This is a genomic window from Nonomuraea sp. NPDC049714, from assembly GCF_044465295.1.
GTDB lineage: Bacteria > Actinomycetota > Actinomycetes > Streptosporangiales > Streptosporangiaceae > Nonomuraea.
Genome location: NZ_JBITLM010000013.1, coordinates 38,275 through 60,099 on the forward strand (window position 1 = coordinate 38,275; position 21,825 = coordinate 60,099).

Sequence of the window (21,825 nt, forward strand, 5' to 3'; positions counted from 1 at the left end):
AAAGTACAGCTACAGCGGCAACCTTCTACAGCTCCAGAACCCTAGGGCGGGCGTCAGCACGACCGTAGGCAAGGATGTGTCGCAGCCCTTGCCGAAGCTGTCCGAGGGATTGCTCGTCCACATCGAGAACGGCCTCCATCTCGGGTTCGGGTAGACCGAGTGCCTCCAAGGCGTCGACGTCGAAGACAACACGCAGCACGTTGCCCCGCAGAGTGAGTTCTTGGACGGCTCCATAGGCGGTGCCCTGGTCGGCGGTAACAACGCAGTAGGTGTCCCAGCCCAGGGCGATGTCCTGATCGTCAGGCTCATAGGTGCAGCACTGGAAGGTGAGCATCATGCCATCACCGGCTTCGGTTTCGCTCACACCGGCGGACATGCATTCATCCTCAGGGTGTTCGTAAGCTCCGGCGACCTGAGCGGTGAACGTGATCGTCATGGTGGGAGGGTAGCCGCACGACAGGACCGAGCCGGACCGTCGTTGTCCACCCTGGCCACACGAGTCAGACCGGCCCTTCCAGCGGTCCGAGGACCTCCGAAACGCGAAATCCCGTCCGACCAGGTGTGTCGGACGGGACCCGGTCAACGTGCGTCCAGCCGTTTGAAGGGGCGCAAACAGTCAGGAGCCGAGGTGCTGTCCCAAGCGCTTCAGTGCCTTTCGCGTCTCCTCTGACGAGACTTCGCTGTAGATATTCATGGTCACCGCGATCTGCGAGTGACGGAGGATCTGCATGGCGACGCGCGGATGGACGTCGAGGGCGACGAGCAAGGACGCGCAGGTCTTGCGGGTAGCGGATCTAAAACTGACGGACATCGTTGACACTTGGGTCTCTGACCACTACGGAGACCATCTATGTCGACTCCCTCCCCGAACCCCCCACTCGACCGTGAAGCCAAGCGGCGCCTGGCGGTCATCCGTCACGTCGAAGAGGTCTCGGTCACACAGCGCCTCGTGGCGCACTACAGCAGCGGAAACCCAAGATGATCAAGCAAAGTACCAGCCCACTTAACTTCGAAGACCCGCATAAGTAGGTGGCCTTTCCTCAACGACACACTCCAGCGTCCAAATATGGCCAGATGCGCGATATCCGAGTTCACTCTGGCTAACAGGCCGTACGAGCGTGACCCGTCCGGGAAAACGGATTCACATTGCGATGAGGGAGGCCGGAAGTGTCCGGTGACGGCGGTACCCACAACGAGTGGATCGAAGACCTGATCATCGGACGGCTGCTGAACCCCAAGGTGGCCGCCGAACTCACCGCGCCCGAACTAGAAGTGCTCGCCGCGCACATCCGCAGCGAGATCCTCTTCTCTCCCGAGATCCACGAGATGCTCGGCGGCAAAGCCAAAGACGTCCTCCGGGAACTGCGAACGTAACAGCGTCGATGGACTCGCCGGTCAAGTTCGTCCTGTTGGGGCATCCGAGGTCGGGATCAACTCTGGTGACGGTCGCACTCCAGGAACATCCGGATATCCGCATGTTCGGCGAGTTGTTCCACGCCGAGTTCCAGAATCGGCTGATCGCCTATCAATGGGGCATATCGCGCCGCCCCTCGACGTACATGTCGAGCGAGCGGACGCAGGACTGGGTGTACACCGATCACCAGCGCGGGGACCGGTTCCTCGAGGATCTCGTCTTCGGGGATCCGAGCGAGGACCGCCCCGCGGCCATCGGCTTCAAGTTCTTCTACGACCACGCGCGGGCCCCGCGCGCGATCTCCGCGTGGGACTACCTGCGGGACGACCCCGAGGTGCGGATCGTGCACCTCGTTCGGGAGAACCTGCTCGACTGCCTGATCTCGACCATGACGGCCGAGCACACGCGGGTCTGGGAGATCGAGGCGGAGACCTACGAGAAGACCCCGGAACCGCCGCCCTTCGTCATCCCGCCGGCCGACTGCGCGGCGTACTTCGAGAAGATGACGGCACTGCGCCGCCGGGCGACCACGGAGCTCGCGGCGCCCGGACGGGCGGTCCTGGAGATCGAGTACGAGAGGGACGTCCACAGCGACTTCGACGGGACGCTCCGCCGGGTCCAGGAGTTCCTCGGCGTCCCGGCCAGGCCGCTTCCGCAGCGCCTGCGGAAGCTGTCCCGCCGGCCGGCGCACGTCCTGATCGCCAACTACGCCGAGCTGAGCCGCCACTTCGCGCCCACGCCAGCCCGCGCGTTCTTCGACGGAACAGGAGCCGGCCATGCCCGACGCCACAGCTAGGTCCCGCTTCGCCGCCCTGCTCCGGCGCGTCGAGGACCGGCGCGTGCTCGTCGCGGGCGGTGCCGGTTTCGTGGGCTCGGCCATCGTGCGGGAACTCCTGGACCTGCGGGCCCCGACGACGGTGCTCGACAACTTCTTCCACGGCACCAGGGAGAACCTCGCGGGCGTGTCCGGCGATCTCACCGTGGTCGAGGGCGACGCCCGCGACCCGGCTGTCGCCCGCCAGGCGGTCGAGGCGGCCCGGCCCGAGCTCATCATCAACTGCATCGGCGACACCTACGTGCCGAGCGCCTACGACGAGCCGCAGCGGTTCTTCGACATCAACGTCGGGTGCCATCTCAACCTGCTCGACGCCGCCGCGCGGGACGGCGCGGTGCGCCGCTTCCTGTACGTGTCCTCCACCGAGGTGTACGGCGTGACCGGGGAGCAGCCGATCTCCGAACGGGCGGTGCTGAACCCCGTGAACACCTACGCCGTGTCGAAAGCCGCCGCCGACCGGCTCAGCTACACCTACCACCTGGAACACGCCCTCCCGGTGGCCGTCGCCCGGCTGTTCAACTGCTACGGGCCGCGCGAGACCCACGCCTACGTGATCCCCGAGATCATCGCCCAGCTCGCCCGCGGCGACGCGGTCCGCCTCGGCAACGTGGGGGCCGAGCGCGACTTCACCTATGTCCACGACACGGCCCGCGCGTTGATCGCGCTGCTGGTGTGCCCGATGCCCGACGGGGAGACGGTCAACGTCGGCTCGAACGTCAGCTACTCCGTCGAGTGGCTGACCGGCGCGATTGCCGCGCAGATGCGGGTCGAGCGGCCCGAGATCCACCGGTGCCCTGGGCGCCTGCGCCGCCACGACATCGACGCGTTCCGCTGCGACAACGCGAAACTGCGGCGGCTCACCGGCTGGGAGCCCGAGGTCGACATGGCCGAGGGCCTGCGCCGGACGATCGACTTCTACGTGGCGAGCGAGCGGCGCTGGTCCTGGGAGGAGCGGACCAACGACGTCCCGGTCGGCGACGACGCCCCCGCGGGCCACCGTGTCGGCTGACGGCGCGCTCGAGGCCTCGATCGAGAACCCTCTCGCGGACCCGCCCGGCGAGCCGATCCCGGTGGGCCGCCCGCACCTGTGGGGGAACGAGCTCGACCATCTGCGCGAGGCGCTCGGCGGCGGGTGGATCTCCTCCCGCGGCCCGGTGGTGGAGGCGTTCGAGGACCGGTTCGCGCGCCGCCTCGGACGCGCCAACGCTCTGGCCGTCTCCAGCGGGACGGCCGCCGTCCACCTGGCTCTGGAGTGCCTGGGGGTCGGTCCCGGCGACGAGGTGATCGTCCCCGACTTCTGCATGGTCGCACCGGTCTTCGCCGTGACGTACTGCGGCGCCAGCCCCGTCCCGGTGGACGTCGACGAAACCTGGAACATGGCGCCCGCGGCCGTCGCCGCCGCGATCACGCCGCGGACCCGGGTCATCCTCGTGGTCCACGCCTACGGCCACCCCGCCGACATGCGCGAGCTCTCGGAGATCACTCGGCGGTCCGGCGTGCCGATCGTCGAGGACGCCGCCGAGGCGCTGGGCGCGACCGTCTCGGGCCGGCCCGCGGGCTCGTTCGGGGTGCTGACCTGCTTCAGCTTCTACGCCAACAAGCTCATCACCACGGGCGAGGGCGGCATGGTCGTGACCGACAACCCGACCCTCCACCGCCGCGCGAAGTGGAAGCGCGACATGTGCTTCGGCCCGGACGAGGCGAGCCGGTTCGTCCACGCGGAGGTCGGCTTCAACTACCGCCTGACCAGCCTGCAGGCCGCGGTCGGCCTGGCCCAGCTCGAGCACTTCGACGAGGCGCTCCGCCGCAAGGTCGAGATCGCCGGGTGGTACCGCGCCCGCCTCGCCGGCATGCCGGGCCTGCTGCTGCCGCCGGAGGCGGACTGGGCGACCAACGCCTACTGGGTGTACGGGATCGTGGTGCGACCGGAGTTCGGCTCCACCCGCGACGGCCTTCAGCGCCGGCTCGCCGCACGCGGCATCGAGACCCGCCGGTTTTTCGCGCCCGTGCACGAACAGCCCTTCATCAACCGAACCGGCGGCGAGCCCGATTTCCCCCGCACGCGGTTCCTCTCGCGGCACGGGCTCTACCTGCCGTCCTACATCGGGATGACCGAGGCGGACGTCGACCGGGTGGCCCGCGAGATCCAGTCGGCTTCCCGCACACGGACCAGGACGAGGTGATCATGCCGCGACTTCCGCATGCCCGAGAGACCGCCGCACGGGTACTGACGCACGTCTGCGAACAGGTGGACTGGCTGGACCGCCGCTCCACGGTGGCGGAGACCGTCCGCGCCGCGGCCGCCGTCCTGGAGGCGTCCGAGTTCCTGCGCACCGAGGACAGGACCCAGGGCCTGGCCGTCTCGGCGCTCCTCGACCGGCTGCTGGACGCGCCGTCCACGGCCCTCGGCCCGGAGCGGCTCGAACTGCTCGCCGGTCTGCGGAGCCACGTCCGCACGCTGCTGCGTCAGCCGGACTGGCCGAAAGCGCCGTGGGCGGACGTCGTGGTCTCCTCGGCCGGCCAGGACGTCCCGACGATGCTGACGGAACCGACCATGCGCTTCTACAAGTGGCTCGGCGGAACGCTCTCCGAGCGGGCGCGGATCGCGGAGTTCGGACCGTGGCTGGGTTCCTCCACCCGGTGTCTGTGCGAGGGCATGGGCGAACCAGCTGGGCAGTCCGTCGATGCCTACGACTCGTTCGTCTGGTCGGGGTGGATGGACACCTACGTCCCCACGCGGCCGTACGGCGACTGGCCCCGGCCTGGCGACAGCTTCCTCAGCCTCTTCCAGGAGACGGTGCGCCCCTACCATCCCCGTGTCGTCGCGCACCCCTGCTGGATCGACGACAGCCTCGACTCCGGCGAACGGCCGGCGTGGGACCATCTCGAACTCGTCGAACTGCTGGTCTACGACATGGGGCCAGACCGCGCGCTGCTCGACATCATCTGGGAGGTGTTCTCGCCGCATTTCGAGCCGGAGCGCACCCTGCTGGTGTTCAACGAATACGGAAAGGTGCACGCGTCCGCGCTGTGGGACTTCTGCGACGATCACGCCGACCGTCTGCGTCCGCGGTACAAGCCGGACGGCACCGCGAAGGCGTTCCTCTATGTCTAGCGCGACGGAGACCGGACCGCCCTACGGCGAGCGGTTCCTGACAACCAACCTCTACCACCGGCGCAAACTGCGCGTCGCCCACCCCGTGCGGTGGGAACACCACCGCGGCGGCTGGACCGACGTCACCGACTACCTGGAACGGGAGCTGAGCTGCCCGGACGGCACACTCACCGTCAACGCGCTCGAGGAGACGATCGCCTCCGGCCGGGTCCTTGACGCTCCGTGGGTCGCCTTCTCGCACGAGGTCCCCGACCACCACTACGACTTCCCCGACCTCACCCGGCTCCTGCGATTGCCGGCCTGGAAGGCGAGCGTCCGCAAGTGCCGCGGCCTCTGGGTGCTGTCGCACCACAACAAGGAGTTCCTCGAGTCGTGCCGCTTCCCGTTCCCGGTCAGCTTCGTGCACTATCCGACGGTCTTCCCCGCCGAGCGGTTCTCCTTCCGGGCGTTCGCCGACCAGTCCCCGCGCCCGCTGCTCTTCATCGGCTCCTACCTGCGGCGGCCGCAGCCGTTCTACGACCTGGTCGTGCCCGGCTACGCCAAGTACCGGCTCCGGGCCCCCGGGCTCGAGGGACCCGCGGAACCCCGGCGGGGCCCCCAGGAGGTCCGGACCCTCGACGCGGTCGCCGATGACGCCTACGACCGGCTCCTCACCCGGAGCGTCGTCTTCCTCAGCCTGCGCGACGCCGGCGCCAACACGACGATCGTCGAGTGCATCGCCCGCGGGACGCCGGTCATGGTAAACCGGGTCGGTGGGGTCGCCGAGTACCTCGGCCACGACTACCCGCTGTACTACGAGACCCTCGACGAGGCCGCGGCGAAGCTCGCCGATCTTGACCTGATCGAGGCCACCGGAAGGTACCTGCGGAACAGCCCGGTCCGGAAGCGGCTCACGTTCGACGATTTCAGGGTTCACCTGCAGAACACGGCCGTCTACCGGTCACTGCCGGTCCCCGCGAGCACGCGCACGCGGTTCCCGCGCTTCGAGATGACCGTCCTCATCTGCACGTACAAGCGCATCGGCTGCCTACGGACGCAGTTGGCGAACCTGGCCCGGCAGGACTTCCCGCACTCGTTCGAGATCCTCATTTGGAACAACAACGCCGACGCCCACGAGGAGGTCGACGAGATCGCCGGATCGTTCGCGGGCGCCCTGACGATCCGGGTGATGCACTCCAGCGAGAACCTGTACTGCGCGATCCGCTTCGCCGCCCCGGCGCTCATGCGCAGCGACCTGCTCATGATCTGCGACGACGACGTGGTGCCGGGACCCGGCTACCTCCGGACGTTCTGGACGAAACACCGCGAGTACGGTCCGCGGAGCGTGGTCAGCGCGCGCGGGCACTCCTTCCTGCCGCACTCCCTGGACACCGACGAGCCGGACCGGGCCTGGCTGGAGCAGAAGGACGTGCTGTTCCACGACGAGTCCGCCGGGGACCGCGAGATCCACTTCTTCCACGCCGACAACTGCCTCATCCCCCGCGCCCTGCTGAGGGAGGCGGCGCAGGTTGACCTGGAGCACCCCGACTACATCCTGGTCGACGACTACTGGCTGTCCTACGTGCTGTCGCACCTGTGTCGCGGTCGGATCTGGAAGATCAAGGCGGATGACGTGTTCGCCTACGATCCCTCGGCCGAGGACGCCCGCATCGCCATGTTCCAGAGCAGCCGCGTCCGCGAGCAGCGGGTGAACCTGTACCTGTTCCACATGCGGCAGGGGTGGCCCTTTCCGGTGCCTCCGGCCGCGGATTGAGGAGGGGAAGATGTTCGACGCCGTCAAGCGGGTGCTCACCTGGCCGCGCCTTCTCGCGTTCCGCGTGCGGCGGGCGCTCGCCGTCCGGAAGGCGAAGAAGGCCGACAAGAACACCTATCCGATGTGGTGACCCGTGAGCACTTCCCTGAGGCCCCACTGCCTCTTCCCGGAGGGCGGACTGCCGGCGGGGATCTACCCGCCGGGCGAGACGCTCGAATGGCTGCACGGCGACACCCGCAAGGACTATCGCAGGCGCGGCGGGCATCCGGTGTACGGAGAGCACGACATCCGGTACCGGTTCAACGCGCTCGGCTACCGGTGCGAGGAGTTCGACCGCGACGCGGAGATCCGCATCGTGGCGATCGGCTGCAGCTACGTCTTCGGCATCGGCCTGGCGCAGGAGCACCTCTTCCACGAGCGGTTCGCCGCGCGCGTGCGGATCGAGCTGTCCCGCAGCGTGGTGGTCTGGAACCTCGCCAGCTCCGGAACCAGCAACGACTACATCAGCCGGCTCCTGCTCCAGGCGCTGCCGCTGCTCGATCCGCACCTCGTGCTGGTGAACTTCACCCATCTGGCGCGGCGCGAGTACGTTTCGGTGCGGAACCGGATGGTCAAGTATCTGCCCTCGCATGCACCGGACGACGCTTCCGAGCGGGAGATCCACAGCCACTTCCAGGCGCTGACCAGCCCTTACGACGACGAACTCAACTACTTCAGGAACTACAAGACGATCGAGAACGCGGTGGCCGGCCGGCGCTGGCTGTACTCGGGGCCCGAATGGCATCCCACGCCCGCGTACGCCGACCAGACCAGGTTCGTCGGGCTGCTCCAGGCGGTGGACCGGGCCCGCGACGGCGACCATCCCGGTCCGACGAGCCATCACGTACTCGCCTCGCTCTACTGGAACCGGTTCGTCGCGTTGGGCGACATCGAGGCTCTCAGCCGGGGCTGAGGCCGTAGAAGGGAGAGATCCGTGGACTTCGCCGCCAACTACCGGGATCTGGGTGAGATCCCGGCCTGCGACCTCGCGCGCCTGCGGGTGGCCGTCGCCGCCGCGCCGCCCTCGGAATGGGACTCGGTGACCCGGCAGCGGTACTTCAAGGCGCACCGGTACACGAGCTCCATCATCCTGTGCTTCGGGCCCGACGACGATCTGGCGGCGGCCGACTTCACCCATTCCTGGACGCGCTGGGAGCCGCTGCTGGACCCGCTGCTCCAACCGATCATCACCGACCATTTCGGGAAGGGCGGCAAGCTGATCCGGCTGATGATCGTCAGGCTGTTCCCCGGCTACCGCGTCGAGCCGCACACCGACGACCTGCCGGTCCTGAAGGTGAGCCACCGCGTCCACATCCCCCTGGTGACCAGCGGGGCGGTCGTGTTCGTCATCGGGAACCAGGTCGTCCCGATGCGGGAGGGCCGGATCGTCGAGATCAACAACCAGCGCACGCACTACGTCACGAACGCAGGGAAGGACGACCGCGTCCATCTCATCTTCGACTACGTACCGGCCGACCAACTCGTCCGGCTGGCCTCATGAGCCCGCCACTCTCGGACGCGGGCCTCGACCTGCTCTGGCGGCGCGCCCGTACGCACCGGGCCTGGATGGACAGACCCGTGGACGACGCGTTGCTGCGCCGGGTGTACGACCTCGCGAAGCTGGGCCCGACCTCGGCGAACATGTGCCCGCTGCGCATCGTCTTCGTGAAGTCGCCGGAGGCCAAGGACCTGCTCCGGCCCTGCCTCAACGAGGGCAGCAGGGACCTGAGCGCGCCGGTCACCGCGGTTCTCGGCATGGAGGTCCACTTCTACGAGGATCTGCCCAAGCTCCTCCCGCACACCGACGCGCGGTCCTGGTTCGCCGACCTCCCGGCGGAGCGCCTGGAGTACATCGCGCTGCGGAACGCCTCACTGCAGGCGGCGTACTTCATGCTCGCCGCGCGATCGCTCGGCCTCGACTGCGGCCCGCGGTCTCGCTTCGACCCGCGGCGCGTGAACGAGACGTTCTTCGCGGGCACCACCGTGAAGAGCAACTTCCTGTGCAATCTGGGCTACGGGGATCCGCGGGCGCTGCGCTACTGGCGCGATCCGCGTCTGGACTTCGACGAGGTCTGCTCTATCCGGTGACCCGGGCGGGTCACCACGGCTGGCGGTACCGGTGCCTTCCCGGGGCCGGCCGGGCGGGCCGCCAGCCAGGACCGCGGCGTCGCCGGAACAACCGGTAGGCGACCGCCAGCGGAGTGATCAGGACGGCGAACACCAGGAAAAGGCCGATCCGCGTGCCGATGGATGCCGCCGCGCGCCTTGTCGTCATCAGTCCGCCGCCACCTTCGTCGCGCGCCGGTTCGCCGCGGGCTGCTCCTCGAAGTAGACCAGTGTATTCTCCAAGATCAGCACGTCGATACCGGTCGACATCAGGCAATGGTAGGCCTCGGCGGGGGTGTGCACGATCGGTTCCCCCCGGACGTTCAGGCTGGTGTTGATGATCAGCGGGCATCCGGTGCGTCGCTCGAACGCTCTCAGGATCCCGTGCAGGCGTGGGTGCCGGTCCGGATCGACGGTCTGGATCCGCGCCGAGCCGTCGACATGCGTGATCGCGGGCAGCTCCTGCGGTGAGCGGACGTCCGTGACGAAACCCATGTAGGGGCTGTCCATGCCCTCGGCCCACACAAAGTACTCGTGCACGCGCTCGCGCAGGACCGCCGGGGCGAAGGGCCGGAACGACTCCCGGAACTTGATCCGCAGGTTCAGCGTGCGCTGCATGTCGGGTTCACGTGCGTCGGCGAGGATCGACCGGTTGCCGAGCGCCCTCGGCCCGAACTCCATGCGCCCCGCGAAATGGGCGACGATCTTCCCGTCCGCGATCAGCTCGGCCACGCGGGTGCAGAGCGCCCCCTCGTCGGGCTTCACGTGGAACCGAGCCCCGACGGACTCCAGATACCGCCGGATCTCGTCGTTGCCGAAGCGGGGACCGAGGAAGCAGCCCCGCATGGCGTCGGAGGTCGTGGCCGGGCGCGGGTTGTCGAGGAGATGGTGCCAGGCGAACAGGGCGCACCCGAGCGCCGCACCGGAGTCTCCCGCCGCCGGCTGCACCCAGATCCGGTCGAACACGCCCGACCGCAGCAGGTGGCCGTTGGCGACGCAGTTCAGCGCGACGCCGCCCGCCAGCACCAGATCGGGGCTGCCGGTGAGCTCACGCGCGTGGCGGGTGATCCGCAGCACCACCTCCTCGGTGACGGACTGGACGGAGGCGGCGAGGTCCATCTCCCGGCGGGTGATCGGCGCGGACTCGTGCCGGGGTGGCCCGCCGAACAGCCGGTCGAAGGCCGGTGACGTCATGACGTCAGCGCGGTCGAAGGCGAAATATCTCATGTTCAGGCGGAACGACCCGTCGTCCCGCAGTTCGATCAGTTCGCGGAGGATCGTGTCGCGGTGTATCGGCTCGCCGTACGGCGCGAGCCCCATGAGTTTATACTCGCCGCTGTTGACCCGGAATCCGGTGAACGCCGTCATGGCCGAGTAGAGCAGGCCGAGTGAATGCGGGAACCGCAGTTCGCGCAGCATTTCGACGCGGCCTTCCCGGCCATGCGCTATCGAGGTCGTCGCCCATTCCCCCACCGCGTCCAGGGTGACGATCGCGGCGTCGTCGAAGGGAGAGGGGAAGAACGCGCTGGCGGCGTGCGACTCGTGGTGTTCGGTGAAGTAGTAGCGCCCGCGGTAGCCGTGGCCGAGTCCGCGGTCGAGTTCCCGCCGGATGCGCAACCGCCGCCCCAGCCAGCGGGCCGCGCTGAGCCGGAACTGCCGGTACCCGCGCGGCGCGTGTTCGAGGTACGTCGCGAACAGCCGCTGGAATTTGAGAAGCGGTTTCTCGTAGAACACGACGAGGTCGACGTCCGCCATCTCGATTTCCGCGGCGCGCAGGCAATAGGCGACGGCCGCGCGTGGAAAACCCGCGTCGTGCTTGATCCGGCTGAAGCGCTCCTCCTCGGCGGCCGCGACGATCTCACCATCGCGTACCAGGCATGCGGCGCTGTCGTGAAAAAACGCCGAAATGCCGAGGACGTAGACCACATCTGAAGGTAACACGCGCCGAAGCCCGTCGCACGGAACGCTTCAGGCGGACATTTCAGTGCCATTCACGAGATGTCCGGAAAGGGGTATTCGAAGTTGGTCGAAGTCCTCTGTCACTGAACGCCAAGTCTGGTCACCTCCGGAAGCGCTGTACAGCAGCAACTACAGCAACGCTGACGCACACGGGCTCACGTCACCAGCCACCATGTGCCGCTCGACCAGGAAGAAGACCGCTCGGCGTCGTGGCGGGCTCCCGTTCGCAAGCAGGAAGTCAGGAGTTCGAATCTCCTGGGCTCCACCGGTTCAAACGCACTCTCGCCGATGGTGGTCGGCGAGGGTGCGTGACTATCTGAGTGACTACGATCTCTCTTCCGGGAGAAGTCGTGTACCAGTATTTCGGCGTCGGCAAGCTGTCCGGACACGCTGCCTCAGCGAGGCTGCGTGGTGCCTGTCCAGAGGTGGTCCAGCGCGAGAGCGCACGTTCGGCTATTACCCCGCGCGCACGAGTTACGTACGCCGGGTGGTCGTGTATTCGCGGCCTTTCGGACGGCTCAGTTGTAGGGGTTGTCGTAGGTCACGGATTTGGTGCGGCTGTTGTAGGTGTTGCCGGGATAGAACCAGCCGCCGGTCACGTACAAGGTGACATTCGTGAGGGTGGTGGGGTGGGTGTATTCACCGTCGTAGAGGGATAGGGACAACTGGCACCCGGGGGGAGCAGTTGCCGTGCCCGTCTGGGTCGGGTAGAAGATGGTGCTGCCGTTGACGGAGACGTAGAAGTTCGGTTTGGGGTAGGACCCGCTCCCCCAGCACAGGCGCAGCGCGTACCTGAACTTCGTGTTCCCGTCGTCGAACGCCAGCGTGCCGGTCAGCTGGGCGAGCATGATCGACGGGCCGGCGTTCGAGGTCACCGTGATGGACACGGGCTGGTCTGGGCCGTAGGTGGCGTGCGCCGGAGTGACGGGCACCAGGAATGCCACGAGTGTTGCGATGGCGATGGCGACAGAGCTGGCCGCACGACGTGCTTTGGAATGTGTCAATTCCGACCTCATCTCTTTCATGATGTGGGCGAAGCACGCACGGAGACTATTGTCGGGGCCGCCAGGCGTCCAGAGAGACGATTGAGAGCCACTCATTCGGCCCGGCGTTAACTTTTGCCTCGGCAGCTCTCGCGAGGGGAGGCCAGGCGTGCCACCAGGTCGGGAATTTGTCCTGCAGAGCCGTAATACCGGTCTGACGGGGTGAAACTTTCATTCAACCGGGACGCGGTCCGAGATCCGAAGCTTCGTTCCCGTACCTCTCTGTGCCTGGGGTGTGATCAGCAGCTTCACTTCGGGCGGGTCGACGGCGGACGGGATGGTCAGGCGGGAGCGCGTGGCTCGGGTGGGAATTCACTGCTCAGCAAGCCGTGGAAAATCGAGACCGGACTGTATTTTGATCGTTCCTCTACACCAAGACATAGGTAGGACGCGATGACGTGGCCTGAGAAGTCATCGCCGCTCACGGTGAATGTCACGCCTGACGCTCCACTGTCCTGACCGACAGCGACCACGAGCCCGTTCATCCAGGTCGGAAGGTTGATCAGGTGGACGGACTGGAAAAGCAGTTCGACATGGGGCGCGTCAGTCTTGAACTCCGACCGCACGACGAGTCCGCTGTGCGTGGGCACATAGCTCCAGAGGCGGAAGCGGCGGTTCGGGAAGGCAAGAGGAAGCGCGAGCTCGTCGGGGTACCAATGTTTACTCACGGCAGGAGCCCAACACGGCCGGACCCGCATGGCAAGAGATCTTGCATGATGGTCGTGCAAGTGGCGTGTGATCAGACACGGGGTGACGAGCGGTCAGCCACGGTCGCTCACGTCTCGCCGTACGTCCAGCTCAGCGCCCCCAGAAGCCGTGATCGAATCAAGGCGTTCGGCGCCGGCGAGGACGAGGAAGTCGACGACGACGGTGGTGACCTGACCGTTGTCGTCGCGGCCGAACCACACCGGATAGGCGCCGTCGCCGAACCCGGATTCGAAGGCGGTCAAGGACGGCTCGCCCGCGGGTCCCGGCAGCGTCGCGGTTCGGGTTCCGGCGATGTGGAGGCCGGGTCCGTCGCCGCTCACCAACTCGACCCAGCCGGTCGTCCCGTCCTCGCGGTCGTCGAGGACAGCGGCGAAATGGTCCAGCAGCGATGCGTCCAACAGGCACCCCACTCCGCCGTCGACCCCGAAACCGAAGAACTCACCCTCGCCGAGCTTGGCGGGATCCTGACCGGGAAGCAACGCCTGCTCCCAGCGCACGGTGGGCACCTGTTGCACGACGAGTACGGCCGCGCAGACCCGCACGTGGCCGGGATCATCGGAGAACCGTGCAACCGACAGCCGCAACGGATACCGCCCGGCGGGGACCGTCTGCGTGAAGGCCTCGAACTCCTCCGGGAAGATGAGGCCCGTCGGGTCGGCGGCGATGAGGCTGCCAGTCGGGAGCGCCAGGTCTCCCTTGTCGTGGATCTCGGTGACGACCACCTGGCCGGACGGGAAGCCGAACCGGATGCCGCCGCTGAAGAACGCGTCCGGGTGAGCGGGGCGCAGTGCTTCGGAACGTTGCGGACTCACGTCGATCCTCCAGTCGCCACCTTGATTGCCGGGAAATCTACAGCATGGGATCAGGACTGCATCTGATGCCCTGTGCCAGTGATTCGTCCGGGTTCTTGGTACATGGGACGTCCGGGATCGAAGGTTGAGCCGTTGTGGATTTGACCGATGACGAGCGGGTTGAGGGCGCCCAGGACATGGCGCTGCGGGCCAAGCTGATCCTGGCGTGCGAGGCGACCGGTGAGGACGGCTTGCCGGTGTCCACCAAGGTGCGACACCTGTGCCATGTACAAATCGCCTGCGATCGAAACGCTGGTTCGCCGGATTATCCACCGAACAGCTACGATGCGGCGTCCACAAGATGGAGGCATCGGGAAAGGACATTCGCGCCGCTTATCAGCGAGCTTCGCCGATATACCGCGAATATACCGTTGACCTCTACGCTGATTCTCATGAGCAAGCCTGGTGGCCTTAAAGTGCGCCACCGGGCGCCGCGAAAAGGAGGACATCATGCTTGTACGTAAGATCGGCACTCTGGCCGCAGGGCTCGTTACCGCAACCGTACTGATGGGGGGACCGAGTCCCACCATGGCGTCGACCACCATTTCCTCAGGCGCCGATGCCGCCGCGGCAGGCTGTCTGTCCGTCGTGGATTGGTACAATGAGAAGATCAGCCAGTATGTGAAGGTGAAGAACACCTGTTCAAGCACGAAGTCCTACTGCGTGGACATCAATAACTGGCCGGACAAGGGTGCCTTCACGATCTCCGGCAACACGACGAAGTCGCAGCGTTACGCCGGGATCGCCGCCCCTACAGGCCGGGGAATTTACTCCTGTTAGTGTGCTGATTCAGTGACTCGCGTCCGGCGCAAGCCGCCGCTCTGACTCCGTCCCGCGGTCAGATGGACACTCGTCAGGACGGGTGGCAGTACACGATCGTGTCGAGAGGGTCGTCCGGGGTGGTCAGGTCAGGTCGGGGCGGTCGAAGGTCTCTGGAGCGCCGGCACACTCGGTGTCGTCGCCTTGGCAGGTGGTGACGACGTCCTTGGACGTGGTGCCGCTCATGGCCGCGACGTGGTCTGCTACCTGGGGTGAGAGGCCTTCGGTGCGGGCGAGGGCCCCGATCGCCTCGGTGAGGTCGTCGGGGTCCTCGCGAAGGAGACGCTGTTCGATCCAGCAGGTGAATCCGCTGTGAAAGCGAGCCACCAGGGCAGTTCGCCCGACGTCATGACTCCCTCGGAAATATCCCGACATGTCGTACGTATCCTTCTCCTTTGACCCGGTTAACGGGTGGCCTGGTTAACAGGAGGAATATGACGTGGACGAACATCATGGGCTGACAGAGCGGTTCGTCGAGCATCGCCCGCATCTGCGCGCAGTGGCCTTTCGGATGCTTGGCTCGCTGAGTGAGGCGGATGACGCGCTGCAGGACGCCTGGCTGCGCGCCAGCCGCGCCGATATCAGCCAGGTGCAGAACCTCGCCGGCTGGCTGACCACGGTGGTTGCCCGGGTGTGCCTGAACATGCTGCGTTCGCGCGGCAGCCGCCGTGAGGAACCACTGGACATCCAGGCCGCTGATCCGCTGCTGGGCGCCGCGTCCATGGGCAATCCCGAGCAAGAAGTGGAGATGGCCGACTCGGTCGGGGTGGCGCTGCTGGTGGTGCTCGATACCTTGAGCCCGGCCGAGCGGGTCGCCTTCGTGCTGCACGATCTGTTCGCTGTGCCGTTCGAGGAGATCGCCCCCATGCTGGAGCGTTCCCCGGAGGCGACCCGGCAACTGGCCAGCCGCGCCCGCCGTCGCGTCAAGGGAGCGGCACCCGCGCCGCGTGTCGATCTGATCCGCCAGCGGGAGATCGTGACAGCGTTCCTGTCCGCCACCCGCAGCCAGGACTTCCAAGCGCTGATCACGCTGCTTCACCCCGATGTCCTGCTCCGGGCGGACAAGGCCGTCATGCTGACCGCCGCGCCCGTCGTGGTCCAGGGAGCCGAGGCCGTCGCCAAGGGCGCGATGGCCGCCATGCAGCGGGCCCAGTTCACCGGACTCGCTCTCCTCGACGGTGCCGTCGGTCTGGTGATGGCTCCTTACGGACACCTGCGTGTGGCGATCACGTTCACGGTCGTCGATGGGCTCATCACCGACATCAACGTCATCGCGGAATCCGAACGCCTCGATCGACTCGACCTGGCAGTCCTCGATTGACAACGGCTGGGAGGTGAATCGCCCGGATTCGCCTCCCAACGCCGGGCTCCTCAGGTGTGGCGCACATCACATTAGCCATCGGTCACATCGCCCTGTGGCGCCGGGTCAAGGCAGCGACGGACTCACCGATCACGTCGCTGCGGCCCGGCCCAGCGTCCACCGAAGCAAGGGGCACTCCGATGGTTCACATCATCGTCACCGTTCTTGCCGCCGCCTGGGTGGCTTTCTCCGCCTACGCCGTCCTCACCCGCGCCGCGTGGGTCGTTCAGCCGCTGGCATCGTACGGTGTCCCGCGCTCATGGTGGCCCTGGCTGGGTGCAGCCAAGGCCGCGGGTGCGGCGGGGCTGCTGGTCGGCCTGTTCGTGCCGGTGATCGGCCTGCTGGCCGGCATCGGCCTGGTTCTGTACTTCGTCGGGGCCGTCATCACGGTGCTGCGCGCCCGGTCCTACGCGACGGTCGCCTACCCGATGCTGTACCTCGTGCCGGTCGTCGCCGCACTCCTGCTGGGATCGGCCGCCTGACAGCACAGTCAGCGCCCGGGCCGACTGTCCACCCAGAACCCACCCCGGTTCCCCTCACCGCGCGCGAGGAGAACCGGGGTCACCCACCCGCTGACCGTCTGGGGAGTTGCCCGCCGCGCCTTCGCGAAGGGCCGGTGCCTATGGGCACGGTTACGGCGCTTCAGCGCGGACCAGTGGCCCCGCTGCACTGCAGTCATCGCGCGCCGACTTGGGCCGTGACGTGTCTTCAGGTCAGGTGGATCCGCATAGCCCTTGGAGCTCCCTCAAGTCTGTGTTGATATCCGCGATCACCGGGTCGGGATCGGCGACGACCATGCCGGTCAAGCGGAAGTTCAGCTCCTGGAACTTTCTGGCCAGCTGACTGATCGTCGTCTGCACGACTCCTTGCGCGTCGAGGCCCGCGCCCATCAGATCCTGGTACGTCTGGCGAGCCGCGGCTGCCTGGCTGCTGCGGCTGGTCCCGGCGTTCCGGCGGTATGCGGTCAGCGCCGTCATAGCTGCGTCGCAGCCGCCAGGCCGGACCGCCGGCAGCGGTGAGAAGGAATCCGGGCCCTCCCGCGTGGTACTTGGCACTGGTCGCCGGGGGGTGCTGGACTCAGGCGACGGAGTCAAGGTCGGCGGTGTGGTCCGGATGATGACCGGATCTGGTGACGATGACTGAGAGGTGGGGGTGGTGATCTTTCCTTCGGGTTCGGACGGTGGAGGCGGCGCCAGGTAAGCGATCAGCGCGATCACGACGGCGGCCGCACCCGTAAGACCGCTCACTGCCGCCCAGTCCAGGCGAAAGCCGGCTCCTCGGCCTGCCGTCGGCGGCTGCCCTGGTCGGTTCTCCGTCATGCCCTCATCGTGGCCGAGCCGTCGCGTACGGTCCAGAACGCCTCCTGTTGATACCCGGCCAAGGTGGCTTGAGGAGTGGTTACGCGATGAGCAGGAGCGCGCTGATCGCCAGCATCACCACTGCAGTAGCGCCGTGGATGCCGTAGACGGCCGTCTTGGGCCCGTTGCTGCGCAGCACGATCAGCGCGTCGCCGACGGGTATGACGCTGGCGGCCAGCATGAACCAGCCCAGCAGGTGGGTTGTCCCGCCGGCCAGCAGGAGGAAGACGAAGAGCCCTGAGGCGATGTCGCGTACGCCCTTGACGGTTAGCCAGGCCTGGAAGCTCCGCTCCTCGGTCGGCGTATCGGGGATCCCGAAGCCGACAGCGGCCTGCGGTGCCCAGAAGACGCGGGCGCCAATGAACATGATGCCCGCGCCGATCAGTCCGGCGAGCACAGTGGCGATGTTGCTGAGCATGAGGTTGTCCCCTCGATGGCAGCGTCTCTCTAGCGACGCTAGTAATGATAGCGACGATATTACTAGCGAAGACATCTTGTCTAGCGTTGCTATGCTGCGGTCATGTCCGCCATCACCGAACGCCGCGAACGTGAACGCGCCCAACGTCATCAGCTGATCATCACGGCCGCCCGTGAACTGGCCGAGGCCGAGGGGTGGGAGGCAGTGACAACGCGAAGGCTGGCTGAGCGCGTCGAGTACAGCCAGCCCGTGCTCTACAGCCACTTCAACGGGAAGGACGCCATCCTGCGTGCCGTTGCCATCGAAGGCTTCGGCGAACTCGCGGCCCGCCTGCGCAGCGCCCGGCTGGCCGCCCCCGAGCCGCCGGAGTCACTGCACGCCGTCTGCCGCGCCTACCTGGAGTTCGCGACCGAGCAGCCCGCCCTCTACCAGGCCATGTTCGTCCTGCCGACCGATGTGAAGTTCGCGCACGCCGAGACGCCGCCTCCACTGCGCGCCGCTTTCGCCGAGTTCATGAGCTGCTTCCACCCGGACAACCTGCGACGCGAACTGTTCGCCGAAGTCACCTGGGGTGCGTTGCACGGCCTGGCCGCCCTGTCGGACAGCGGCCGAATCCCCCCGAACGGCCAAACGGAGCGGCTCGACTTCCTCGTCACCCAGATCGCCGGCACACCAGGTCGACCGGCCCAAGGATCTGAGCCGAGCCACTAGGTCGGCTCGCGTGCAGGATCGGCGGCTGAGCCATGGATACGTGGGGCCGGCCGACGTGCGGGCCGAGATCAGCAACCACTCGACTGGCTACTGCCCGGACATCACCCCTCTGACGGTCAACGGGTGGGGGCGGCGTTTCCATCCTGGGACGGGCGAGGCGCAGCTCGTCCCCGACCATAAGCTGAAGGTGTGTCCCCCGCCCTGGTCCTGCTCGATGGCGTTCGCTGGCAGGGTGCGCGCGTGGTCGGCGATCGCGCGCATACCCTGCTGGCCGTGCTCGCCCTGCACGGCCGCGCAGGGGTCGGTGACGAGCGCCTGGTCGAGGCGTTGTGGCCGGAGGAGGCGCCGGCCAACCCGACGAAGGCGCTGCAGGTGGTCGTCTCGCGGACCAGGGCGGTGACCTGCGCGGACGTCGTGGTGCGGATCCCGCGTGGTTACCGGCTGGGACTGCCCGCCGGCCAGGTGGACGCGCTGCTGGTCGGCACGCTGGTGGAGCAGGCACGGGCCGCGCTGGGCGAGGACGACATGGTGCTCGCGCGCCGCCGCGCCGAAGAGGCCATGGGCCTCGTGGCCGGCGGCCTGGACGGCGCCACCGGCCCGCTCGCTGAGCTGAGAGACGTCGCCGCGGGGTGGGCGGCCGAGGCGCGACGGGTGGCGGCGATCGCGCAAGGCCGGAGCGGCGCTCACGAGGGCGCGTTGCCGCTGCTGGAGGAGGTCGCGGCCGATCGGCCGTACGACGAGGAACTGCTCGCCTGCCTGCTGCGCAGCGAGGCCGCCGTACGAGGCGCCGCCGCCGCGCTGGAGCGCTACGGGCGGTATCGCGCGGGCCTGGTCGCGCGGCTCGGCACCGAACCGGGGCCTGAGCTCGCCCGCGTGTACGCCGAACTCCTCGTCGCCGATCGGCCGGTCCGTGAGGGCATTCTGTTCGACGGCTCCTCGCTGCTCGGCCGCGACGGCGACATCCGTGCGGTGCACGCCCTGTTGCGGACCAACCGGGTCGTCTCGATCATCGGCCCCGGCGGACTGGGCAAGACGCGGCTGGCCCATGTCGTCGGCAGGAACGCCACGCAGCCCATCGCGTACTTCGTCGAGCTCGTCGGCGTCTCCTCGCCGGAGGGTGTGGTGGGCGAGGTGGGCTCGGCGCTCGGGGTTCGGGACTCGGTCAGCGGGCGGCACGTCCTGACCGCCGAACAGCGCTCCGACGTTCGCGCCCGGATCGCCTCGCATCTCGACCAGGCTCCGGCGTTGCTGATATTGGACAACTGCGAGCATGTGATCGAGGCCGTCGCCGACCTGGTGGCGTTCCTGACCGTGACGACTCGCGACCTGCGGGTGCTCATCACCTCGCGCGCTCCCTTGTCGATCCCCGCCGAACGCGTCTACCAGCTCGGCGAGCTGCCCGCGGGCGACGCGGTGGAGCTGTTCCGTCAGCGTGCCACGGCCGCCCGCCCGGGGGTGCGGATCGACGAGGGAGCGGTCGAGGAGGTCGTCGGCCGCCTCGACGGGCTGCCGCTGGCGATCGAGCTGGCCGCGGCCAAGGTGCGGGTGATGTCGGTGGAGGAGATCGCGCGCCGCCTGGCGGACCGGTTCGCCCTGCTGCGCGGTGGGAACCGTACGGCTCCCGACCGGCACCGGACGCTGCTCGCGGTCATCGACTGGTCGTGGAATCTGCTGGACGAGCCGGAACGGCAGGCGTTGCGGTGGCTGTCGCTGTTCGGCGACGGTTTCACGCTGGCCGCGGCCGAGGACGTACTCGGATCGGACGCCCTGCACGTCGTGGACGCGCTGACCGAGCAGTCGATGCTCAGCGTCCGCGAGACGACGTACGGCCTGCGCTACCGGATGCTGGAGACGGTCAGGGAGTTCGGGCGGATGCGGCTGAAGGAGGCCGGCGAGGAGGCGCCCGCCCGGGCGGCGCAGCGGGCCTGGGCGACGGAGTACGCCCTCCAACACGCCTCCCGGCTGTTCACCCCGGCGCAGTTCGCGGCGGCCGACGCGCTGCGCGCCGAGGAGAGCAATCTCGCCGATCTGCTCCGGCAGGCTCTCGGCGAGTCCGATCCCGTCACGACGTTCCAGTTGCTGGCCGGCGTCGGCGCGCTGTGGTCGATCCGGGGCGACCACACCCGGGTGTTCGTGCACCGGGACGCGATCACCCAGGTGATCGACGGCTGGGTGCCGCCGCCCCACCTCGTCGAGGTGACCAGGGCCGCCCTGTTGATCCTGCTCATGAACCTCATGATCGTCACTGACCGCCGCGACGATCCGCTGCGCGATCTCCTCCGTACGCTGCCCACCGGCGACACGACGGATCCCCGCCTGGCGGCGATGACCACGGTGCTCATCGCGTGCGACGTGGCCGACGGCGGCGACGCGCGCCGCCGGCTGGCGGAGCTGTGCCGGAGCGCCGACCGTGACCTGGCCCTGGCGGCGATGCAGGCGAACGTCCACGTCCTGGAGAACGCGGGAGACCTGAGCGCGGCGGTCGAGGCGGCCGAGCGGGCCCTGACCATGTTCGGCGAGGAGGAGGGGCCGTGGGTCGTCGCGATCATGCACGCCGAGCTGGCCAACCTGGTCATGCAGCTCGGCGATCGCCGGCGGGCGGTCGGACACGCCCGGTTCGCCCTCCCGGTGCTGAGCCGGCTCGGCGCCACGGACGACGAGACCCAGCTCCGCGCACTGCTGCTGGTCTCCGCGCTCGCCGATGGCGATCTCGACACCGCCGAGGCCGAGCTCACCGAGCTCACCCGGATCTACGACAGCGAGGCAGTGCTCGGCGGGGTGGCGATCGTCTCGCTGTGCGCGGGCGAGCTCGCCCTCGCCCGTGGCGAGCCGGCCGCCGCGCTCGCGGAATACCGCCTGGCCGTCCAGCGGGCTTACGACCGGCGCCTGCCCAGGGTGCCGTGCACGGAGCTCACGCCGTGGACGATCATCACGGTGTCGGTCACTCTGACGGCGTACGCGTACCACGCCCCACCGGAAGAGGTCCGGTACGGCGAGGAGCTGTTCGCCACCATCCGGGGCTACGACCTGCTGGCCCCGGACAACCCTGTCCTCGACTACCCGGTGTGCGGCTCGATGATCTTCTCGCTCGGCGCCTGGGGGCTGCTGCGGGGAGCCATGGCCCCCCGCGACGCGATCAGGTTGCTGGTGCTGGCCGAGCGGTTCGCGTACAGCAGCAGCATGCCCTGCATGGCCTTCGAGCGGATCGAACCGTACGCGGAGCGGGCCGCGCCCGGGATGATCGCCGCCGTGCGGGCCGAGTACGGCGATCGACGCGGCCCGGACCTGCTCGACGAGGCGCGCGGTCTCGTCGAGCGACTCCGGCCGTGACGGCGG

Annotated in this window: 24 protein-coding genes; 14 read left to right on the forward strand and 10 right to left on the reverse strand. The window is 67.9% G+C overall.

Annotation, left to right across the window (positions count from 1 at the left end; genetic code table 11):
- Nucleotides 1–25: 25 nt before the first annotated feature.
- Nucleotides 26–436, reverse strand: a complete 411-nt coding sequence (locus ACIBQX_RS38725; protein ID WP_397013546.1) for an Imm10 family immunity protein — start codon at nt 434–436, stop codon at nt 26–28.
- A gap of 180 nt (nt 437–616) precedes the next feature.
- On the reverse strand, nt 617–811 hold the full coding sequence (locus tag ACIBQX_RS38730; RefSeq protein WP_397013547.1) for a hypothetical protein: 195 nt from the start codon (nt 809–811) through the stop codon (nt 617–619).
- A gap of 356 nt (nt 812–1,167) precedes the next feature.
- Here ACIBQX_RS38730 and ACIBQX_RS38735 point away from each other — a divergent pair, with 356 nt between their 5' ends.
- From ACIBQX_RS38735 to ACIBQX_RS38775, 9 genes are all read left to right on the forward strand, one after another.
- Entirely contained in the window at nt 1,168–1,374 is a 207-nt protein-coding gene (locus ACIBQX_RS38735; protein ID WP_397013549.1) for a hypothetical protein, read from the forward strand.
- Between the two features lie 8 nt (nt 1,375–1,382).
- Nucleotides 1,383–2,210, forward strand: a complete 828-nt coding sequence (locus ACIBQX_RS38740; RefSeq protein WP_397013550.1) for a sulfotransferase — start codon at nt 1,383–1,385, stop codon at nt 2,208–2,210.
- On the forward strand, nt 2,191–3,258 hold the full coding sequence (locus tag ACIBQX_RS38745; protein ID WP_397013552.1) for a GDP-mannose 4,6-dehydratase: 1,068 nt from the start codon (nt 2,191–2,193) through the stop codon (nt 3,256–3,258). Before ACIBQX_RS38740 ends, ACIBQX_RS38745 begins: the two co-directional genes overlap by 20 nt.
- Nucleotides 3,248–4,432 (forward strand): DegT/DnrJ/EryC1/StrS family aminotransferase, encoded by a 1,185-nt coding sequence (locus ACIBQX_RS38750; protein ID WP_397013553.1) that lies wholly within the window; start codon nt 3,248–3,250, stop codon nt 4,430–4,432. The genes ACIBQX_RS38745 and ACIBQX_RS38750 overlap by 11 nt, the downstream gene beginning before the upstream one ends.
- A 2-nt stretch (nt 4,433–4,434) precedes the next feature.
- Nucleotides 4,435–5,364 carry a hypothetical protein gene (locus ACIBQX_RS38755; RefSeq protein WP_397013554.1) on the forward strand — a complete coding sequence of 310 codons (930 nt, stop codon included), beginning with the start codon at nt 4,435–4,437 and terminating at the stop codon, nt 5,362–5,364.
- Entirely contained in the window at nt 5,357–7,117 is a 1,761-nt protein-coding gene (locus ACIBQX_RS38760) for a glycosyltransferase (RefSeq protein ID WP_397013555.1), read from the forward strand. Before ACIBQX_RS38755 ends, ACIBQX_RS38760 begins: the two co-directional genes overlap by 8 nt.
- 133 nt (nt 7,118–7,250) lie before the next feature.
- A complete protein-coding gene (locus ACIBQX_RS38765) occupies nt 7,251–8,069 on the forward strand; it encodes a hypothetical protein (protein ID WP_397013557.1) in 819 nt (272 codons plus the stop codon).
- 21 nt (nt 8,070–8,090) lie between these two features.
- Nucleotides 8,091–8,657, forward strand: a complete 567-nt coding sequence (locus ACIBQX_RS38770) for an aspartyl/asparaginyl beta-hydroxylase domain-containing protein (RefSeq protein ID WP_397013558.1) — start codon at nt 8,091–8,093, stop codon at nt 8,655–8,657.
- Entirely contained in the window at nt 8,654–9,244 is a 591-nt protein-coding gene (locus ACIBQX_RS38775; RefSeq protein WP_397013559.1) for a malonic semialdehyde reductase, read from the forward strand. The genes ACIBQX_RS38770 and ACIBQX_RS38775 overlap by 4 nt, the downstream gene beginning before the upstream one ends.
- Nucleotides 9,245–9,254: 10 nt before the next feature.
- Here ACIBQX_RS38775 and ACIBQX_RS38780 read toward each other — a convergent pair whose 3' ends face one another.
- The 5 genes from ACIBQX_RS38780 to ACIBQX_RS38800 all read right to left on the reverse strand — a co-directional run bounded on the left by ACIBQX_RS38780 (nt 9,255) and on the right by ACIBQX_RS38800 (nt 13,784).
- Nucleotides 9,255–9,431 (reverse strand): hypothetical protein, encoded by a 177-nt coding sequence (locus ACIBQX_RS38780; protein WP_397013561.1) that lies wholly within the window; start codon nt 9,429–9,431, stop codon nt 9,255–9,257.
- Nucleotides 9,431–11,203 carry a carbamoyltransferase gene (locus ACIBQX_RS38785; protein ID WP_397013562.1) on the reverse strand — a complete coding sequence of 591 codons (1,773 nt, stop codon included), beginning with the start codon at nt 11,201–11,203 and terminating at the stop codon, nt 9,431–9,433. Before ACIBQX_RS38785 ends, ACIBQX_RS38780 begins: the two co-directional genes overlap by 1 nt.
- A 536-nt stretch (nt 11,204–11,739) precedes the next feature.
- On the reverse strand, nt 11,740–12,165 hold the full coding sequence (locus tag ACIBQX_RS38790; RefSeq protein WP_397013564.1) for a hypothetical protein: 426 nt from the start codon (nt 12,163–12,165) through the stop codon (nt 11,740–11,742).
- A 380-nt stretch (nt 12,166–12,545) separates the two neighbouring features.
- Entirely contained in the window at nt 12,546–12,932 is a 387-nt protein-coding gene (locus ACIBQX_RS38795) for a hypothetical protein (protein ID WP_397013565.1), read from the reverse strand.
- A gap of 93 nt (nt 12,933–13,025) precedes the next feature.
- Nucleotides 13,026–13,784, reverse strand: a complete 759-nt coding sequence (locus ACIBQX_RS38800; RefSeq protein WP_397013567.1) for a DUF4241 domain-containing protein — start codon at nt 13,782–13,784, stop codon at nt 13,026–13,028.
- Between the two features lie 489 nt (nt 13,785–14,273).
- On the opposite strand from ACIBQX_RS38800, the gene ACIBQX_RS38805 reads away from it, so the two are divergent.
- Entirely contained in the window at nt 14,274–14,603 is a 330-nt protein-coding gene (locus ACIBQX_RS38805) for a hypothetical protein (RefSeq protein ID WP_397013569.1), read from the forward strand.
- A gap of 123 nt (nt 14,604–14,726) precedes the next feature.
- Here the strand turns inward: ACIBQX_RS38805 and ACIBQX_RS38810 are convergent, their stop codons facing one another.
- Nucleotides 14,727–14,969: a hypothetical protein gene (locus ACIBQX_RS38810; RefSeq protein WP_397013571.1), complete on the reverse strand. Its 243-nt coding sequence runs from the start codon at nt 14,967–14,969 to the stop codon at nt 14,727–14,729.
- Nucleotides 14,970–15,081: 112 nt separating this feature from the next.
- Between ACIBQX_RS38810 and ACIBQX_RS38815 the strand changes: the two genes are divergently transcribed.
- Nucleotides 15,082–15,963 carry a sigma-70 family RNA polymerase sigma factor gene (locus ACIBQX_RS38815; protein WP_397013573.1) on the forward strand — a complete coding sequence of 294 codons (882 nt, stop codon included), beginning with the start codon at nt 15,082–15,084 and terminating at the stop codon, nt 15,961–15,963.
- 179 nt (nt 15,964–16,142) lie between these two features.
- A complete protein-coding gene (locus tag ACIBQX_RS38820; protein ID WP_397013575.1) occupies nt 16,143–16,484 on the forward strand; it encodes a DoxX family protein in 342 nt (113 codons plus the stop codon).
- Between the two features lie 231 nt (nt 16,485–16,715).
- On the opposite strand, the gene ACIBQX_RS38825 is transcribed toward ACIBQX_RS38820, so the two are convergent.
- Together ACIBQX_RS38825 and ACIBQX_RS38830 are read right to left on the reverse strand one after the other, a co-directional pair.
- A complete protein-coding gene (locus tag ACIBQX_RS38825) occupies nt 16,716–16,979 on the reverse strand; it encodes a hypothetical protein (RefSeq protein ID WP_397013577.1) in 264 nt (87 codons plus the stop codon).
- A gap of 421 nt (nt 16,980–17,400) precedes the next feature.
- Nucleotides 17,401–17,778 (reverse strand): DUF4267 domain-containing protein, encoded by a 378-nt coding sequence (locus tag ACIBQX_RS38830; RefSeq protein ID WP_397013579.1) that lies wholly within the window; start codon nt 17,776–17,778, stop codon nt 17,401–17,403.
- Nucleotides 17,779–17,880: 102 nt separating this feature from the next.
- Here ACIBQX_RS38830 and ACIBQX_RS38835 point away from each other — a divergent pair, with 102 nt between their 5' ends.
- Together ACIBQX_RS38835 and ACIBQX_RS38840 are read left to right on the forward strand one after the other, a co-directional pair.
- On the forward strand, nt 17,881–18,489 hold the full coding sequence (locus ACIBQX_RS38835) for a TetR/AcrR family transcriptional regulator (RefSeq protein ID WP_397013581.1): 609 nt from the start codon (nt 17,881–17,883) through the stop codon (nt 18,487–18,489).
- Between the two features lie 189 nt (nt 18,490–18,678).
- Nucleotides 18,679–21,819 (forward strand): BTAD domain-containing putative transcriptional regulator, encoded by a 3,141-nt coding sequence (locus ACIBQX_RS38840; protein ID WP_397013583.1) that lies wholly within the window; start codon nt 18,679–18,681, stop codon nt 21,817–21,819.
- The last annotated feature ends 6 nt before the right edge of the window (nt 21,820–21,825 follow it).

What these genes read in the sequence shown, in the direction of transcription:
- ACIBQX_RS38825 (WP_397013577.1), bottom strand. Translation starts at nt 16,979, where the DNA reads ATGACGGCGCTGACCGCATACCGCCGGAACGCCGGGACCAGCCGCAGC.
- ACIBQX_RS38830 (WP_397013579.1), bottom strand. Translation starts at nt 17,778, where the DNA reads ATGCTCAGCAACATCGCCACTGTGCTCGCCGGACTGATCGGCGCGGGC.
- ACIBQX_RS38725 (WP_397013546.1), bottom strand. Translation starts at nt 436, where the DNA reads ATGACGATCACGTTCACCGCTCAGGTCGCCGGAGCTTACGAACACCCT.
- ACIBQX_RS38730 (WP_397013547.1), bottom strand. Translation starts at nt 811, where the DNA reads ATGTCCGTCAGTTTTAGATCCGCTACCCGCAAGACCTGCGCGTCCTTG.
- ACIBQX_RS38755 (WP_397013554.1), top strand. Translation starts at nt 4,435, where the DNA reads ATGCCGCGACTTCCGCATGCCCGAGAGACCGCCGCACGGGTACTGACG.
- ACIBQX_RS38820 (WP_397013575.1), top strand. Translation starts at nt 16,143, where the DNA reads ATGGTTCACATCATCGTCACCGTTCTTGCCGCCGCCTGGGTGGCTTTC.
- ACIBQX_RS38745 (WP_397013552.1), top strand. Translation starts at nt 2,191, where the DNA reads ATGCCCGACGCCACAGCTAGGTCCCGCTTCGCCGCCCTGCTCCGGCGC.
- ACIBQX_RS38780 (WP_397013561.1), bottom strand. Translation starts at nt 9,431, where the DNA reads ATGACGACAAGGCGCGCGGCGGCATCCATCGGCACGCGGATCGGCCTT.
- ACIBQX_RS38775 (WP_397013559.1), top strand. Translation starts at nt 8,654, where the DNA reads ATGAGCCCGCCACTCTCGGACGCGGGCCTCGACCTGCTCTGGCGGCGC.
- ACIBQX_RS38740 (WP_397013550.1), top strand. Translation starts at nt 1,383, where the DNA reads ATGGACTCGCCGGTCAAGTTCGTCCTGTTGGGGCATCCGAGGTCGGGA.
- ACIBQX_RS38835 (WP_397013581.1), top strand. Translation starts at nt 17,881, where the DNA reads ATGTCCGCCATCACCGAACGCCGCGAACGTGAACGCGCCCAACGTCAT.
- ACIBQX_RS38760 (WP_397013555.1), top strand. Translation starts at nt 5,357, where the DNA reads ATGTCTAGCGCGACGGAGACCGGACCGCCCTACGGCGAGCGGTTCCTG.
- ACIBQX_RS38805 (WP_397013569.1), top strand. Translation starts at nt 14,274, where the DNA reads ATGCTTGTACGTAAGATCGGCACTCTGGCCGCAGGGCTCGTTACCGCA.